The organism is Paenibacillus marchantiophytorum (assembly GCF_014640555.1).
Classification (GTDB): Bacteria; Bacillota; Bacilli; order Paenibacillales; family NBRC-103111; genus Paenibacillus_E; species Paenibacillus_E marchantiophytorum.
Genome location: NZ_BMHE01000046.1, coordinates 30,584 through 47,038, shown reverse-complemented (window position 1 = coordinate 47,038; position 16,455 = coordinate 30,584). Strand labels below are relative to the sequence as shown.

The window sequence follows — 16,455 nt, the reverse complement described above, 5'->3', positions numbered from 1 at the left end:
AGCTCTCTCGAGAGAACTTTTAGCTATTACTCGCGATCTTACGATCTTATTTCTTCTTACCAGCTTTACCTTCTTTACGAAGGATGCGCTCGCCTTCATACTTGATCCCTTTACCTTTATACGGCTCTGGTTCACGTACGGAGCGAACTTTAGCTGCCATTGCACCAACTAATTCTTTATCGATACCTTTAACGATAATTTTCGTGTTCGTTGGAACATCGAATTCAATACCGTTCTCAGGAGTGATTTCAACAGGATGGGAGTAACCCACGTTGAGAACTAGTTTGTCACCGCTTTTGTTTGCACGGTAACCTACGCCTACTAGATCCAAAGATTTCGTGAAGCCTTCCGTTACGCCACTTACCATGTTGGCAACAACACTACGTGTTGTACCATGCAGGGAACGGTGGAGTTTGTTATCGGAAGGACGCTCAACGGAAATCTCGTTTTCTAGAACATTTACTTTCATATCTTTATGAAGTTCACGGGACAAAGAACCTTTAGGGCCTTTTACCGTAATTTGAGTATTGTCTAGTGTTACATTTACACCACTTGGAATGGTGATTGGCTTACGACCAATACGAGACATGTTTGCACCTCCATTCAATTACAATTGTATTACCAAACGTAGCAGATAACCTCTCCGCCAGCTTTGGATTGACGAGCATCTTTATCCGTCATAACTCCTTTAGATGTGGAGATGATGGCAATCCCTAATCCGCCCAATACACGAGGGACTTCTTGTGATTTTGTATAAACGCGTAGACCTGGTTTACTAATTCTTTTCAAACCAGAGATAACACGCTCATTGTTTGAACCGTATTTCAGGAACAAACGGATGATACCTTGTTTGCTATCTTCTACGTACTCAGCATCACGGATAAATCCTTCTTTTTTAAGGATTTCAGCGATTTCCCTCTTCACTTTTGATGCGGGAATTTCAACTGTTTCATGACGTACGATATTCGCATTACGAATGCGAGTTAGCATATCTGCAATTGGATCTGACATGACCATTTTGTGTAAACCTCCTTCCCGAAAATAGGGTGATTACCAGCTTGCTTTTTTAACGCCAGGAATCTGACCTTTATGTGCTAATTCGCGGAAACAAATCCGACAAATTTTGAACTTGCGAAGCACTGAATGCGGACGTCCGCAGCGCTCACAACGTGTGTATGCTTGCACTTTAAACTTCGGGGTACGTTGCTGTTTGACTTTCATCGAAGTTTTTGCCACTTAATATAACACCTCCTGATAGGTACGACTGGTGACCTATTTTACGAATGGTGCTCCGAGTTGTGTTAAAAGCTCGCGAGCTTCCTCGTCAGACTTAGCCGTCGTTACGATAACAATATCCATACCACGAACTTTATCAATTTTATCATACTCAATTTCAGGGAAAATGAGTTGTTCTTTCAAACCTAGTGTGTAGTTTCCACGGCCATCAAAAGCCTTGTTGGAAATACCACGGAAGTCACGTACACGTGGAAGTGATACGTTGAAGAGTTTATCCAAGAAATGATACATGCGTTCGCCGCGAAGAGTTACTTTCACGCCGATTGGCATATTCTCACGAAGTTTGAAACCCGCGATTGCTTTTTTGGATTTAGTTACAACTGGTTTTTGACCAGAGATTTTTTGAAGATCTTCTACTGCAGTGTCAAGTACTTTGGAGTTCGAAACAGCTTCACCAACACCCATGTTGATAACGATTTTCTCGACTTTAGGAACTTGCATGACTGTTGAGTAGTTAAACTTTTGGATTAACGCTGGAGTAATTTCGTTCAAATAACGATCTTTCATTCTTACTGCCATGACTCATTGGCCTCCTTTCCATGCTTGGTTGTATTAATCGATAACTTCGCCGGATTTTTTCGCGATACGAACTTTCGTTCCGTTATCCAATACTTTGTATCCTACGCGAGTAGGTTTGCCGCTCTTAGGATCAATCAGCATCACGTTAGAAACGTGGATCGCAGCTTCTTGATTCAAGATACCGCCTTGTGGGTTCTGTTGAGATGGTTTCGCATGTTTCTTAACCATGTTTACACCTTCAACTAGTACACGGTTTTGACGAGGATAAGCAGCGATAACGCGACCCTTTTTACCTTTGTCTTTACCCGTGATCACAAAAACCGTATCGTCCTTTTTCACGTGCAGTTTATTGTTATGAGATTCTAATCTCTTTTTTAATCTTGGCATTAGCTTCTACACCTCCTGAGGTTTCCCGTTAGGAAAACAAACATCGTAACTGTTCTTAGATAACTTCTGGAGCCAAGGATACGATCTTCATGAAGTCTCTGTCACGAAGTTCGCGCGCAACTGGTCCAAAGATACGTGTACCACGTGGGCTTTTATCTTCTTTCACGATAACAGCCGCATTCTCATCGAATGAGATATATGAACCGTCTTTACGACGAGCTCCGCTCTTCGTACGAACGATAACTGCTTTAACAACGTCACCTTTTTTGACAACGCCACCTGGTGTTGCTTCTTTTACTGAACAGACGATCAAATCACCAATGTGACCAACGCGACGACCAGTACCACCCAAAACGCGGATACACATTAATTGTTTCGCACCTGAGTTGTCAGCGACAGCCAAACGAGTAAATGGTTGAATCATCGTATTCCCTCCTTTCGAGGTTCATGTCTATAATATTAGATAACAACTGCAACTTCAATTACTTCAACCAGTCTCCAGCTTTTATCTTTGGACAATGGTCTAGTTTCACTGATTTTCACAGTGTCACCAATTTTAGCTTGGTTGTTTTCATCATGCGCTTTAAACTTCTTCGTGTGTTTGATTCTCTTGTGATAGAGATCATGTTTTTTGTAAGTTTCGACAGCAACAACAATGGTTTTATCCATTTTATCGCTGACAACTTTACCGATCAGGACTTTACGATCGTTACGTTCAGCCATCTAAGGAACCCTCCCTTCTAGATTTGGTTACCCAATCCCCAATTCTCTTTCACGCAAAATAGTCTTGGCACGAGCGATCTCTTTACGCAAATCACGAATTTGAGTCGGGTTGTCCAATTGACCAGTAGCTAGTTGAAAACGGAGGTTAAAGAGTTCTTCTTTAAAACCATTAACTTTTTGCTCAATTTCAGCAGTGGTTAAGTTCCGGAATTCACTACCCTTCATTTGCTTCACCGCCTACTTCTTCTCTTTTCACGAATTTCGTTTTGATTGGAAGCTTGTGAGCAGCAAGACGCATCGCTTCACGAGCGACCTCTTCACTTACACCAGCAAGTTCAAACAAAATTTTACCCGGTTTTACTACAGCAACCCATTTTTCCACGTTACCTTTACCACTACCCATACGAACTTCAAGCGGTTTTTGTGTAACTGGTTTAGCTGGGAAGATTTTAATCCAAACTTTACCGCCACGTTTGATATAACGTGTCATGGCAATACGAGCTGCTTCGATTTGACGGTTGGATACCCAAGCCGGTTCTACCGCTTGCAGACCATATTCGCCAAAAGCTACTTCCGTACCGCCTTTAGCGCGACCCTTCATGCTACCGCGGTGTTCTTTACGGTGTTTTACACGTTTAGGTACTAACATGATTTAAATTCCTCCTTCCGGCTGAGCCTTTTTCTTAGCAGGCGGAAGTACTTCTCCACGATAAATCCATACTTTTACACCGATACGTCCATAAGTAGTGGCTGCTTCAGCAGTACCATAGTCGATATCCGCACGAAGCGTATGAAGTGGAACAGTTCCTTCGCTATATCCTTCCGTACGAGCAATCTCAGCACCGCCAAGACGTCCGCTAGTTGCTACTTTAATACCTTTAGCACCGGATCTCATTGTTCTTTGCATAGCTTGTTTCATCGCACGACGGAAAGAAACACGACGTTCCAATTGAAGTGCAACAGCTTCAGCTACAAGAATAGCATCAAGGTCAGGGCTTTTGATTTCAGAAATGTTGATGTGAACTTTTTTATTGGACATAGCAGCGATGTAGTTGCGAATAACTTCAACTTCAGCTCCGCCTTTACCAATAACCATTCCTGGTTTTGCAGTATGAATCGTAACGTTCACACGGTTAGCCGCGCGCTCGATATCGAATCGGGAAACTGCGGAATCTTTAAGTTTTTTCTTCAAGTATTCGCGGATTTTAACATCTTCAAGCAACAGAGTTCCGAAATCTTTCTCTGCGAACCATTTGGACTCCCAATCACGAATAATACCAATTCTAAAGCCTACCGGGTTTACTTTCTGACCCACACGTTATCCCTCCTTATTTTTCAGATACCACGATTGTAATGTGGCTGGTACGTTTTTTGATCGCGCTAGCGCGGCCCATTGCACGTTGTTGGAACCTTTTCATTGTTGGTCCTTGGTTAACATACGTCTCAGAAACCACTAATTTATTAAGATCCAATGAATAGTTATGCTCTGCATTGGCAATTGCGGAATTAAGTAATTTCTCCAGAATTGGAGAAGCTGCTTTAGGCGTATGACGCAGAATTGCGATCGCTTCACCTACCGCTTTTCCCCGAATCAAGTCAACAACTAGCTTTGCTTTACGAGGAGCAATCCGAGCGTGGTTCAATATTGCTTTTGCTTGCATGGTAGTACCTCCTCTCGGTTAAAAATGAAATTAACGTTTTCCGGTTTTCTTATCGTCGTCGTGACCTTTGTAAGTACGTGTTGGAGCAAATTCACCAAGCTTATGTCCAACCATATCTTCCGTTACATATACAGGCACGTGCTTTCTTCCATCATACACTCCGAAAGTGTGACCAACGAATTGCGGGTAAATCGTAGAACGACGGGACCACGTTTTGATAACCAGTTTTTTACTGGAAGTGTTCAAGTCTTCTACTTTTTTCAGTAAGTATCCATCAATAAATGGACCTTTCTTTAAGCTGCGACCCATGGGTGTTCCTCCCTTCCTTGAACCTTAAGAGAATTCATATTACTTCGTACGGCGACGTACAATGTATTTATCGGATGCTTTACCTTTTTTGCGAGTTTTGAAACCAAGCGTCGGTTTACCCCATGGAGACATAGGTGATTTACGTCCGATTGGTGCACGTCCTTCACCACCACCGTGTGGGTGATCATTCGGGTTCATTACGACCCCACGAACTTGTGGACGATTGCCTTTCCAACGATTACGTCCTGCTTTACCGATTTTCACGAGTTCGTGATCTTCGTTACCAACAGAACCGATTGTTGCGCGGCAAACTTTAAGGACTTTACGAACTTCACCAGATGAAAGGCGAATCGTTACGTAAGTTTCTTCTTTACCAAGCAATTGAGCTTCTGTACCAGCTGCGCGCACTAATTGTGCACCTTTGCCAGGTTTCAACTCAATGTTGTGGATAACTGTACCAACTGGAATGTTTTCCAATGGAAGAGCGTTACCTACTTTAATGTCGGATTGCGGTCCGGATACGATGCGATCGTCCACTTTAAGACCTTTAGGAGCGATGATGTATTTTTTCTCGCCATCTGCATAATGGATCAATGCGATGTTTGCGGAACGGTTAGGATCGTACTCAACTGTAGCAACGCGTCCTGGTATTCCATCTTTATTGCGTTTGAAGTCGATAATCCGGTATTTACGCTTATGTCCACCACCATGGTGACGAACCGTAATTTTACCTTGGTTATTACGACCAGCATGCTTGAACAGAGGAGCAAGCAATGATTTCTCCGGTGTTGATGTTGTGATTTCTTCAAAAGTAGAAACCGACATCGCACGTCGAGCTGGTGAGGTTGGTTTATATTTTTTAATTGGCACTCTGATTTCCTCCTAACTTTAAGAAATGGGGTTTATACCGATTCAAAGAATTCCAATTCTTTGCTTTCTGCGCTTAGGGACACGATAGCTTTTTTCCAGATGGAAGTGTAGCCGGAGTGTTTGCCGTAACGTTTAGGCTTAGCTGGCATTCTCAATGTGTTTACATTTGTAACCTTCACTTTGAAGATTGCTTCAATAGCTTGTTTAATTTCTGTTTTGTTAGCGCGAAGATCCACTTCGAAAACATACTTTTTATTAGCCATTAGGTCGCTTGTACGCTCAGTGATGATCGGGCGCTTGATAATGTCGCGTGGATTTTTCATTGTGCAAGCACCTCCTCAACTTTCTGTACAGCTTCTTGTGTAATGATCAATTTGTCATACAACATGACATCAAGAACATTCACACCATTAGCAGCAACGAATTTCACACCTGGGATATTGCGAGCAGATAAAGCAACGTTGGAGTCGTTAGCAACGCCTACAACCAATACTTTACGATCTACTTTCAGGTTGTTCAAGATTGCTACGAAGTCTTTCGTCTTAGGAGCATTCAATTCAAGTTGATCCAATACGATCAAGTTGTTATCGATAAGTTTCGAGGACAAAGCGGATTTGATCGCTAAGCGACGAACTTTTCTAGGTAATTTGAAACCATAGCTACGAGGAGTTGGTCCGAATACGGTACCGCCGCCTTTCCACTGTGGAGCACGAATACTACCTTGACGAGCACGGCCTGTTCCTTTTTGTTTCCAAGGTTTACGACCGCCGCCGCGTACTTCTGAACGACCTTTTGTTTTGTGTGTTCCTTGACGCACAGCCGCTTGTTGCAAGAGAACAGCTTCGTGAATCGCGTGAACGTGAGGTTCAATTCCGAAAACAACGTCAGACAGTTCAACTTCTCCTACCTGAGCACCTGTTACATTATATAAAGCTACTTTTGGCATCTGTCTTCCTCCTTTCTTACTTTTTAACAGCAGACTTCACGCTAACGTAGCTGTTTTTAGGGCCCGGAATGGAACCTTTAACTAGCAATACATTACGCTCAGCATCTACTTTAATGATTTGCAAATTTTGCAAAGTTACTGTTTCGTTACCCATGTGCCCTGGCAATTTCTTACCTTTAGGAACGCGGTTTGCTTGAATGGAACCCATTGAACCTGGTCCGCGGTGATAACGTGATCCGTGTGCCATAGGGCCCGTGGATTGGTTATGTCTTTTGATGTTACCTTGGAAACCTTTACCTTTGGAAGTACCCGTTACATCAACGAATTCGCCCTCTGTAAACAGATCTGCTTTCAGTTCTTGACCAACTTCATAGTCACCCAACTGAATGCCACGAATTTCTTTAACGTAGCGCTTAGGCGTTGCCCCTGCTTTTTTCGCATGGCCAAGCTCTGGTTTAATGATTCTGCTAGCTTTAACATCATCAAAACCGATTTGGATCGACTCATATCCGTCGTTGTCCACATCTTTCTTTTGCAGTACCACACATGGTCCCGCTTGAATGACAGTTACCGGAACTACATTACCCTCCGGAGTAAACAACTGTGTCATCCCAAGTTTTTTTCCTAAGATACCTTTCATCGTTGACACCTCATTTCCTTCCTAAACGTTCATTCTATAGTTGTTTTACAGTTTGATCTCGATGTCAACGCCAGACGGTAAGTCTAGACGCATCAAAGCATCAACTGTTTGTGGTGTAGGATTCACAATATCGATTAGACGCTTATGCGTACGCATTTCGAATTGCTCACGCGAATCCTTGTACTTGTGTACCGCACGAAGAATCGTGATGATTTGCTTCTCTGTCGGAAGCGGAATCGGACCGGATACACCTGCACCGGATCGCTTGGCAGTTTCCACGATTTTCTCAGCTGATTGATCAATGATTCTGTGATCATAAGCTTTCAAACGGATACGAATTTTTTGCTTTGCCATATAAGTCCCTCCTTCTATCGCCCAATTTAGTATCGGACATACTCCGCGAAAATTCTCCAACAGCCTTCCCCATGGCAAAGGGGCCAGGTGTGTCGGCAACCTTTCGCATCATCGCAACGTCACAGACCAACGTTTTATATTATATAAAATTTGAAAACGAATTGCAAGCTTATTTTAGGCATTCGCACAAAAAAAACACTCACCGCCAAAACGATGAGTGTTTCTTCTATAAAAAGGTCTTATTTTTGAATTGTAGCAACCGCGCCCGCACCAACTGTACGTCCGCCTTCACGAATCGCGAAGCGTGTTCCTTCTTCGATTGCGATTGGGTTGATCAGTTCAACTGTAACTGTGATGTTATCACCTGGCATAACCATCTCAGTACCTTCTGGAAGGGAGATGATACCCGTTACGTCAGTTGTACGGAAGTAGAACTGTGGACGGTAACCAGTGAAGAAAGGCTTATGACGGCCACCCTCTTCTTTAGTTAGAACGTAGATTTGTGCTGTGAAGTTCGTGTGTGGTTTAACTGAACCCGGTTTCGCAAGAACTTGTCCACGCTCGATGTCTTTACGGTCAACACCACGAAGCAATGCTCCGATGTTGTCCCCAGCTTGAGCGGAATCAAGCAATTTACGGAACATCTCTACACCAGTTACGATGCATTTACGAGTTTCTTCAGCGATACCAACGATTTCAACTTCTTCTTGTACTTTAACAGTACCACGCTCAACACGACCAGTTGCAACTGTTCCACGACCAGTGATTGAGAATACATCCTCAACCGGCATAAGGAACGGTTTGTCAGTTTGACGCTCAGGAGTTGGGATATAAGTATCAACTTGCTCGAACAACTCGATGATTTTGTCAGCCCAAGGACCTTCTGGGTTAGCAAGAGCTTCACGAGCTGCACCACGGATGATTGGAGTATCATCGCCTGGGAACTCATATTCGTTAAGAAGGTCGCGAACTTCCATCTCAACCAATTCAAGCAACTCTTCGTCTTCAACCATATCACATTTGTTAAGGAATACAACGATGTAAGGTACGCCTACTTGACGGGAAAGAAGGATGTGCTCACGAGTTTGCGGCATAGGGCCGTCAGCTGCGGATACAACCAGGATCGCTCCGTCCATTTGTGCTGCACCAGTAATCATGTTCTTAACATAGTCGGCATGTCCAGGACAGTCAACGTGTGCGTAGTGACGATTAGGTGTTTCGTACTCAACGTGAGCTGTGGAGATTGTGATACCGCGCTCGCGCTCTTCTGGTGCTTTATCGATTTGGTCGAATGCTACTGCAGCTCCACCGTATCTTTTGGACAATACAGTAGTGATTGCAGCTGTTAAAGTTGTTTTACCATGGTCGACGTGACCGATAGTACCGATGTTAACATGCGGTTTGTTACGTTCAAATTTAGCCTTTGCCATTTTAAACGATTCCTCCTTAGAGTGACTATTAGTTTTATATTAAGCGCCTTTGCCTTTTGCAATAATTTCTTCTGCAATGGACTTAGGTACTTCTTCATAATGTGAAAGTTCCATGGAGTAGACACCACGGCCTTGTGTTCTCGAACGAAGTGTTGTGGAATAACCAAACATTTCGGAAAGAGGCACCTTAGCACGGATGACTTGTGCTCCATGACGGCTGTCCATACCTTCGATACGTCCACGACGGGAGTTAAGGTCACCCATAACATCGCCCATGTACTCTTCTGGTACAGTAACTTCAACCTTCATGATTGGCTCAAGAAGAACCGGTTTACATTTTTCTTTTGCTGCTTTAAGTGCCATGGATCCCGCAATTTTGAACGCCATTTCATTGGAGTCAACATCATGGTATGATCCATCGACAACAGTAGCTTTGATATCCACGAGCGGGAATCCTGCGATTACACCGTTTTTCATGGACTCTTCGATACCAGCTTGAATAGGTGCGATATACTCTCTAGGAATAGATCCGCCTACTACCTTGTTCTCGAAGATGAAACCAGTGCCAGCTTCTTGAGGTTCGAACTCAACCCAACAATGTCCGTATTGACCACGACCACCGGATTGACGAACGAATTTACCCTCAACTTTAGCAGAAGCACGGAATGTTTCACGGTATGCTACTTGAGGTTTACCTACATTGGTTTCTACTTTGAATTCACGAAGCATACGGTCAACGAGGATTTCAAGGTGAAGCTCACCCATACCCGCGATAATCGTTTGTCCTGTTTCTTCATCTGTAGAAGCACGGAACGTAGGATCTTCTTCTGCAAGTTTTTGCAATGCGATACCCATTTTATCTTGATCGGCTTTCGTTTTCGGTTCAACAGCAAGCTGAATTACCGGTTCAGGGAAGACCATTCTCTCAAGAATAACAGGGTTCTTCTCATCACAAAGTGTATCGCCAGTTGTTGTATCTTTCAATCCAACAGCCGCGGCAATATCACCTGCGTATACGATGCTGATTTCTTGACGTGAGTTCGCATGCATTTGCAGAATACGACCAACACGCTCACGTTTGCCTTTAGTCGCATTAACGACATAGGAACCGGAGTTCAATGTACCAGAGTATACACGGAAGAAGGTAAGACGACCAACGAAAGGATCTGTCATGATTTTGAATGCAAGTGCTGAGAACGGTTGATCATCAGCAGACTTACGAATCACTTCAGTACCATCGTCAAGTACACCTTTGATATCAGGCACATCAAGAGGGGATGGCAGGTAGTTAATAACTGCATCCAACATCAATTGAACACCTTTGTTTCTGTAAGAAGACCCTACGATAACTGGGAAGATTTTCACTTCACAGACACCTTTACGCAGAGCTGCTTTGATTTCGTCAACAGAAATTTCTTCGCCCTCGAGATATTTCATTGTAAGCTCTTCATCAAGCTCAGCAACTTTCTCGATCAATTCCAAACGAAGTTCTGCAACTTGATCTTTGAACTCAGCAGGAATTTCGACTTTCTCGATATCCTTGCCAAGATCATCTTTGTACATATACGCCACTTCGTCAACCAAATCGATGATGCCTTTGAAATCACTCTCAGCACCGATCGGAAGTTGAATAGCAACTGCATTTGCACCAAGTTTTTGACGCATGGATTCAACAACTTGCAAGAAGTCTGCACCGATGATATCCATTTTGTTTACGTAAGCGATACGTGGAACATTGTATTTATCAGCTTGTCTCCAAACTGTTTCCGATTGAGGCTCAACGCCCTCTTTCGCACTAAATACACCAACTGCTCCATCCAACACACGAAGGGAACGCTCTACTTCAACAGTAAAGTCAACGTGTCCCGGGGTATCAATGATATTGATGCGGTGACCTTCCCATTGCGCAGTCGTAGCGGCGGAAGTAATCGTAATTCCGCGCTCTTGCTCCTGTTCCATCCAGTCCATCGTAGCAGCACCTTCGTGCACTTCTCCGATTTTGTGAACTTTACCAGTGTAGTAAAGAATACGCTCTGTTGTTGTCGTTTTACCAGCATCGATATGAGCCATGATCCCGATATTACGTGTGTTTTTTAAGGAGAACTCTCTAGCCATAGGTCGTTATGTCTCCTTTCTGTAATTAGTTTTCTTATTCTACCAACGATAATGAGCGAATGCTTTGTTAGCTTCAGCCATTTTGTGTGTATCTTCACGTTTTTTAACGGAAGAACCCGTGCTGTTGCTAGCATCGATAATTTCGTAAGCTAATCTTTCTTCCATCGTCTTCTCACCGCGTAGGCGGGAGTAGTTTACCAACCAACGCAAACCTAATGTCGAACGACGGTCAGGTCTTACTTCGATAGGCACTTGATAGTTTGCTCCACCAACACGGCGAGCTTTAACTTCTAGTACTGGCATGATGTTTTTGATAGCTGTTTCGAATACTTCCATCGGCTCTTTACCTGTACGATCTTTCACGAGGTTAAAAGCGTTGTAAAGAATAGTTTGTGCTACCCCTCTTTTTCCATCAACCATAATACGATTGATAAGACGAGTAACGAGTTTGCTATTATAAATTGGATCTGGCAATACGTCTCTGCGAGTAACTGGACCTTTACGAGGCATAGTTATCCCCCTTTCTTATAAGAATCATCCCTGATTATTATCTCTTATTTTTTAACTTTCGGACGTTTAGTACCGTATTTGGAACGGGATTGCTTACGGTTGTTAACACCGGAAGTATCCAGCGCGCCACGCACGATGTGATAACGTACCCCTGGAAGATCTTTAATTCTACCTCCACGGATCAATACAACACTGTGTTCTTGCAGGTTGTGACCGATACCTGGAATATAAGCTGTCACCTCTACGCGGTTCGTTAAACGAACACGTGCATATTTACGAAGTGCGGAGTTAGGCTTCTTAGGAGTCATAGTACCTACACGCGTGCAGACACCACGTTTTTGAGGTGCACTCAAATCCGTTGCTTCTCTTTTCAAAGCGTTAAAACCTTTTTGCAAAGCTGGTGATTTAGACTTTTCCACCTTCGCTTGACGACCTTTACGTACTAGTTGGTTAATTGTTGGCATATCGCCACCTCCTCCCTACATTCATAACATGATGTTCTCTTGCAAGCCCACAGATCCAGGCGAGTCATAAATGAGCAAATAGAAAGTCCTTGCCATGGACAGCTGCAAAAGTCATGAAAACTTTATGTATGCTAAGCCCACTAACAAAAACGTCATTAGCGTTTATTCATTTACAACAGCTGCTACCGCAGCTCCAACTTCAATTCCACATGCTTTACCTAGCATCTTCATAGAATCTACGTAGGTTACAGGTATTCCCTTCTGCGTACAGAGAGTCACCAGTTTTATCGTCAATCGCGGATCTGCATCTTTGGAAACAAATACTTCGATAGCCTTGTCTTGCTCAACTATCTTCGTGACTTTCTTGGTACCTACACTTATATTCTTCGCCTGTTTGACTTTATCATAAGACATAAGGCACCCCCTACAAAGAAAGGAAAGAATATCAACTTAGGCACACTACGATATATTAGCACTTAGAACTTGGAGTGTCAAGGAATAACTTCTAACTCCTTCAAACAACTCGATAGTTTCACCTAAAAAAATCAAAAGGAATACTCACTTCATATAAAGTGAGTATCCCTCTCTCTTTTATATCGTCATTATTCGACTGCAACTGTTTCTTTTTCGAGGTCCTCATCTTGCACGACAACTTCGTTCGGATCCGTGATACGAATATTCCGGTAACGAGGCATACCTGTACCTGCAGGGATGAGTTTACCGATAATAACGTTCTCCTTCAGACCGAGCAATTGGTCAACCTTGCCTTTGATTGCTGCATCCGTCAAGACACGTGTCGTCTCTTGGAAGGAAGCGGCAGAAAGGAAGGAATCAGTCTCAAGGGACGCCTTGGTAATACCGAGCAAGATAGGTCTTGCAACAGCCGGTTCATTGCCTGCGAACAAGGCTACTTTGTTAGCTGCTTCGTATTCATGAATGTCTACGAAGGAACCTGGAAGAAGCGTTGTATCTCCAGCGTCCACGATGCGAATTTTACGCAACATTTGACGAACCATAACTTCGATATGCTTATCGTTAATTTCTACCCCTTGGTTACGATAAACGCGTTGAACCTCTTGCAGAATATAGTTCTGCACGCCGCGGATACCTTTGATACGAAGCATTTCCTTAGGATCGATAGATCCGTCAGTCAACTCGTCTCCAGCTTCCACTTGTTGATTCAATGAAACACGTACACGTGAACCGTAAGGAACAGCATAGACTTTGGATTCCGCTTCGCCTTGAACTTCAATTTCACGACGATCTTTGGCTTCGCGAATTTCTTTGACTGTACCATCAATCTCGGATATGATCGCTTGACCTTTTGGATTCCGAGCTTCGAAGAGCTCTTGAATACGCGGCAAACCTTGTGTAATATCATCTCCGGCAACACCACCGGTATGGAACGTACGCATCGTCAACTGTGTTCCTGGCTCACCGATGGATTGCGCAGCGATAATACCAACTGCCTCCCCAACTTCGACAAACTGGCCAGTAGCCAAGTTACGACCGTAACATTTCTTACAAACACCATGATTGGTGCGGCAGCTAAGAACGGAACGAATTTGCAATTTCTCGATGCCAGCTTCAATAATTGTATCCGCAATTCCCGATTCAATCAGTTCATTGCGCTGAACAATCACTTCACCTGTTTTCGGATGACGCAGAGTCTCATACGCATAACGTCCTTCAATACGGTCGTAGAGATCTTCAATAACCTCTTTACCATCTTGAATTTTGCTAACCATGAAGCCTTTGTCAGTTCCGCAATCATCTTCACGAACGATAACGTCTTGCGCAACGTCAACGAGACGACGAGTCAAGTACCCTGAATCCGCTGTACGAAGTGCTGTATCGGCAAGACCTTTACGCGCTCCGTGCGTGGAAATAAAGTACTCCAAGATCGTTAAGCCTTCACGGAAGTTCGATTTAATTGGCAACTCCATAATTTTACCGGATGGATTCGCCATCAAACCACGCATACCGCCAAGCTGAGTAATCTGGGATTTATTACCCCGTGCTTTGGATTCAACCATCATGCTAATGGAGTTGTATTTATCTAGGGATTTCATCAAGATTTCTGTGATTTCGTCCTTCGCTTTACTCCAGATCGCAATAACGCGGTCATAACGCTCTTCATCCGTAATCAAACCACGACGGTATTGGTTCGTAACTACGCGTACTTTCTCTTCGCAATCTTTGAGGATGGCTACTTTTTCAGTTGGAACAACAACGTCAGAGACAGCAACGGTAATACCAGCTTTCGTGGAATAGGTGAATCCAAGCTCTTTGATTTTATCAAGGATCATCGAAGTTTGCGTTGTATGGTATTTACGGAAACACTCAGCAATAATCGAACCGAGATATTCTTTACCTACCGCTTTGTTCTCTTCGCGTTCCAACATAATGGCTCTAAGATCAGCACCTTTTTCAAAAACAAAGTGAGCATCAGGAATACCATTCAACAAATTCGTTTTAGTTGGTTCGTTAATGAAAGGGAAGTCGCTAGGGAAGATCTCATTCATAATAACTTTTCCGATTGTTGTAATCAGAATAGCATTTTGCTGTTTCTCAGAGAAACTTGTTTTGTTCAATGCTCTAGCAGGAATAGCTACCCGTGCGTGCAGTGCCATTTTGCCCGATTGGTAAGAAGAAACAGCTTCGTGAACAGTTCTGATAATAGAACCTGCACCTTTGGCGAATTTGTTGTCCGTTGTCAAATAGAAGCTTCCCAGAACCATATCCTGTGAAGGCGTAACAACCGGCTTACCGTCTTTCGGATTCAAAATGTTGCCTGATGCGAGCATCAGCAAACGAGCTTCAGCTTGAGCTTCAGAGGACAACGGTACGTGAACGGCCATTTGGTCACCGTCGAAGTCAGCGTTGTAAGCTGTACAAACGAGCGGATGAAGCTTAATGGCGCGGCCTTCAACCAGAATCGGTTCGAAAGCTTGAATACCAAGTCTATGCAGCGTAGGGGCACGGTTCAGAAGAACCGGGTGCTCCTTGATGACTTCTTCTAGAACATCCCATACATCCGGGCTTACGCGCTCTACTTTGCGTTTCGCACTCTTAATGTTATGAGCCAGACCTTTATTCACAAGCTCTTTCATAACGAAAGGCTTGAACAATTCAAGTGCCATTTCCTTCGGAAGACCACATTGGTACATCTTCAGGTTAGGACCTACAACGATAACGGAACGTCCGGAGTAATCGACACGTTTACCGAGCAAGTTTTGACGGAAACGGCCTTGTTTACCTTTCAGCATATGGCTGAGGGATTTCAAAGGACGGTTACCAGGTCCTGTTACAGGGCGGCCGCGACGACCGTTATCAATAAGCGCATCGACAGCTTCTTGAAGCATCCGTTTCTCATTTTGAACAATGATATCCGGAGCCCCTAGGTCGAGCAATCTTTTGAGACGGTTGTTACGGTTAATAACACGACGATACAAGTCATTCAAGTCGGAAGTCGCGAAGCGACCGCCGTCGAGCTGTACCATCGGACGAAGCTCAGGAGGGATAACCGGAAGTACATCCAGAATCATCCAACCAGGCATGTTTTTGGAGTTACGGAAAGCTTCCATAACTTCCAAACGCTTAATCGCACGATTACGGCGTTGACCTTGCGCCGTTTTGAGTTCTTCTTTGAGCGTATCTACTTCACGTTCGATATCGATGTCGACCAATAATTTCTTAACGGCCTCAGCACCCATACCGGCTTGGAAAGCATACCCGTACTTCTCACGGTAACTGCGGTATTCTTTCTCGGAAAGCAGCTGCTTTTTCTCCAAAGGCGTATCACCTGGATCCGTAACAACATAGGAAGCGAAGTAGATAATTTCTTCCAAGGATCTTGGAGACATATCCAGCGCAAGCCCCATGCGGCTCGGGATACCTTTGAAGTACCAGATGTGCGATACCGGAGCAGCAAGTTCAATATGACCCATGCGCTCACGACGTACCTTCTGGCGTGTTACTTCAACGCCACAACGGTCACAAACGACGCCTTTATAGCGAACACGTTTGTATTTACCGCAATGACATTCCCAATCTTTCGTAGGCCCGAAGATCTTTTCGCAGAAAAGACCTTCTTTCTCAGGCTTTAAGGTTCTGTAGTTAATCGTTTCCGGCTTCTTTACTTCCCCACGGGACCAAGAGCGAATTTTATCGGGTGATGCCAAGCCGATTTTCATAAACTCGAAGTTGTTAACGTCCATCAAGGAGCAAC

At 43.9% G+C, this 16,455-nt stretch carries 23 protein-coding genes; all 23 read right to left on the bottom strand.

The window, feature by feature from the left end; all coding sequences use genetic code 11:
* Nucleotides 1-46: 46 nt before the first annotated feature.
* Entirely contained in the window at nucleotides 47-589 is a 543-nt protein-coding gene (gene rplF, locus IEY34_RS28710; protein ID WP_047683181.1) for a 50S ribosomal protein L6, read from the bottom strand.
* A 29-nt stretch (nucleotides 590-618) separates the two neighbouring features.
* Nucleotides 619-1,017, bottom strand: coding sequence for a 30S ribosomal protein S8 (gene rpsH, locus IEY34_RS28705; protein WP_056834171.1), 399 nt, complete (start codon nucleotides 1,015-1,017; stop codon nucleotides 619-621).
* Between the two features lie 33 nt (nucleotides 1,018-1,050).
* Entirely contained in the window at nucleotides 1,051-1,236 is a 186-nt protein-coding gene (locus IEY34_RS28700; protein WP_029196455.1) for a type Z 30S ribosomal protein S14, read from the bottom strand.
* A 36-nt stretch (nucleotides 1,237-1,272) separates the two neighbouring features.
* On the bottom strand, nucleotides 1,273-1,815 hold the full coding sequence (gene rplE, locus IEY34_RS28695) for a 50S ribosomal protein L5 (protein WP_189018549.1): 543 nt from the start codon (nucleotides 1,813-1,815) through the stop codon (nucleotides 1,273-1,275).
* A 33-nt stretch (nucleotides 1,816-1,848) separates the two neighbouring features.
* Nucleotides 1,849-2,202, bottom strand: coding sequence for a 50S ribosomal protein L24 (gene rplX / locus IEY34_RS28690; RefSeq protein WP_079418006.1), 354 nt, complete (start codon nucleotides 2,200-2,202; stop codon nucleotides 1,849-1,851).
* A gap of 55 nt (nucleotides 2,203-2,257) precedes the next feature.
* On the bottom strand, nucleotides 2,258-2,626 hold the full coding sequence (rplN, locus tag IEY34_RS28685) for a 50S ribosomal protein L14 (RefSeq protein WP_028557485.1): 369 nt from the start codon (nucleotides 2,624-2,626) through the stop codon (nucleotides 2,258-2,260).
* A gap of 35 nt (nucleotides 2,627-2,661) precedes the next feature.
* Entirely contained in the window at nucleotides 2,662-2,925 is a 264-nt protein-coding gene (rpsQ, locus tag IEY34_RS28680; RefSeq protein WP_079418009.1) for a 30S ribosomal protein S17, read from the bottom strand.
* 27 nt (nucleotides 2,926-2,952) lie between these two features.
* Nucleotides 2,953-3,150, bottom strand: a complete 198-nt coding sequence (rpmC, locus tag IEY34_RS28675) for a 50S ribosomal protein L29 (protein WP_028557487.1) — start codon at nucleotides 3,148-3,150, stop codon at nucleotides 2,953-2,955.
* Complete coding sequence (gene rplP, locus IEY34_RS28670; protein WP_161407565.1) at nucleotides 3,140-3,574, bottom strand: 50S ribosomal protein L16; 435 nt, start codon at nucleotides 3,572-3,574, stop codon at nucleotides 3,140-3,142. The genes rpmC and rplP overlap by 11 nt, the downstream gene beginning before the upstream one ends.
* Before the next feature lie 3 nt (nucleotides 3,575-3,577).
* Nucleotides 3,578-4,240 (bottom strand): 30S ribosomal protein S3, encoded by a 663-nt coding sequence (gene rpsC / locus IEY34_RS28665; protein WP_189018548.1) that lies wholly within the window; start codon nucleotides 4,238-4,240, stop codon nucleotides 3,578-3,580.
* 13 nt (nucleotides 4,241-4,253) lie between these two features.
* Nucleotides 4,254-4,586, bottom strand: a complete 333-nt coding sequence (gene rplV, locus IEY34_RS28660; RefSeq protein WP_047683189.1) for a 50S ribosomal protein L22 — start codon at nucleotides 4,584-4,586, stop codon at nucleotides 4,254-4,256.
* 30 nt (nucleotides 4,587-4,616) lie between these two features.
* The gene (gene rpsS / locus IEY34_RS28655) at nucleotides 4,617-4,895 is read right to left on the bottom strand and encodes a 30S ribosomal protein S19 (RefSeq protein WP_029196461.1); all 279 of its coding nucleotides are present in this window, start codon (nucleotides 4,893-4,895) and stop codon (nucleotides 4,617-4,619) included.
* A 39-nt stretch (nucleotides 4,896-4,934) separates the two neighbouring features.
* Nucleotides 4,935-5,765, bottom strand: a complete 831-nt coding sequence (gene rplB, locus IEY34_RS28650; protein WP_189018546.1) for a 50S ribosomal protein L2 — start codon at nucleotides 5,763-5,765, stop codon at nucleotides 4,935-4,937.
* A 32-nt stretch (nucleotides 5,766-5,797) separates the two neighbouring features.
* On the bottom strand, nucleotides 5,798-6,088 hold the full coding sequence (rplW, locus tag IEY34_RS28645; RefSeq protein WP_028557493.1) for a 50S ribosomal protein L23: 291 nt from the start codon (nucleotides 6,086-6,088) through the stop codon (nucleotides 5,798-5,800).
* Nucleotides 6,085-6,711, bottom strand: a complete 627-nt coding sequence (gene rplD, locus IEY34_RS28640; protein ID WP_189018544.1) for a 50S ribosomal protein L4 — start codon at nucleotides 6,709-6,711, stop codon at nucleotides 6,085-6,087. Before rplD ends, rplW begins: the two co-directional genes overlap by 4 nt.
* A gap of 16 nt (nucleotides 6,712-6,727) precedes the next feature.
* The gene (rplC, locus tag IEY34_RS28635) at nucleotides 6,728-7,351 is read right to left on the bottom strand and encodes a 50S ribosomal protein L3 (RefSeq protein ID WP_029196463.1); all 624 of its coding nucleotides are present in this window, start codon (nucleotides 7,349-7,351) and stop codon (nucleotides 6,728-6,730) included.
* A 45-nt stretch (nucleotides 7,352-7,396) separates the two neighbouring features.
* A complete protein-coding gene (gene rpsJ, locus IEY34_RS28630) occupies nucleotides 7,397-7,705 on the bottom strand; it encodes a 30S ribosomal protein S10 (protein ID WP_028557496.1) in 309 nt (102 codons plus the stop codon).
* 239 nt (nucleotides 7,706-7,944) lie between these two features.
* Nucleotides 7,945-9,135 carry an elongation factor Tu gene (gene tuf, locus IEY34_RS28625; protein WP_047683193.1) on the bottom strand — a complete coding sequence of 397 codons (1,191 nt, stop codon included), beginning with the start codon at nucleotides 9,133-9,135 and terminating at the stop codon, nucleotides 7,945-7,947.
* A 39-nt stretch (nucleotides 9,136-9,174) separates the two neighbouring features.
* Nucleotides 9,175-11,250 (bottom strand): elongation factor G, encoded by a 2,076-nt coding sequence (fusA, locus tag IEY34_RS28620; RefSeq protein WP_189018542.1) that lies wholly within the window; start codon nucleotides 11,248-11,250, stop codon nucleotides 9,175-9,177.
* A gap of 39 nt (nucleotides 11,251-11,289) precedes the next feature.
* Nucleotides 11,290-11,760 carry a 30S ribosomal protein S7 gene (rpsG, locus tag IEY34_RS28615; RefSeq protein WP_189018540.1) on the bottom strand — a complete coding sequence of 157 codons (471 nt, stop codon included), beginning with the start codon at nucleotides 11,758-11,760 and terminating at the stop codon, nucleotides 11,290-11,292.
* 44 nt (nucleotides 11,761-11,804) lie between these two features.
* A complete protein-coding gene (gene rpsL, locus IEY34_RS28610) occupies nucleotides 11,805-12,224 on the bottom strand; it encodes a 30S ribosomal protein S12 (RefSeq protein ID WP_189018538.1) in 420 nt (139 codons plus the stop codon).
* Between the two features lie 162 nt (nucleotides 12,225-12,386).
* Nucleotides 12,387-12,638, bottom strand: coding sequence for a ribosomal L7Ae/L30e/S12e/Gadd45 family protein (locus tag IEY34_RS28605; RefSeq protein ID WP_189018536.1), 252 nt, complete (start codon nucleotides 12,636-12,638; stop codon nucleotides 12,387-12,389).
* A 188-nt stretch (nucleotides 12,639-12,826) separates the two neighbouring features.
* Nucleotides 12,827-16,447 carry a DNA-directed RNA polymerase subunit beta' gene (rpoC, locus tag IEY34_RS28600; RefSeq protein ID WP_308423063.1) on the bottom strand — a complete coding sequence of 1,207 codons (3,621 nt, stop codon included), beginning with the start codon at nucleotides 16,445-16,447 and terminating at the stop codon, nucleotides 12,827-12,829.
* Nucleotides 16,448-16,455: the final 8 nt, after the last annotated feature.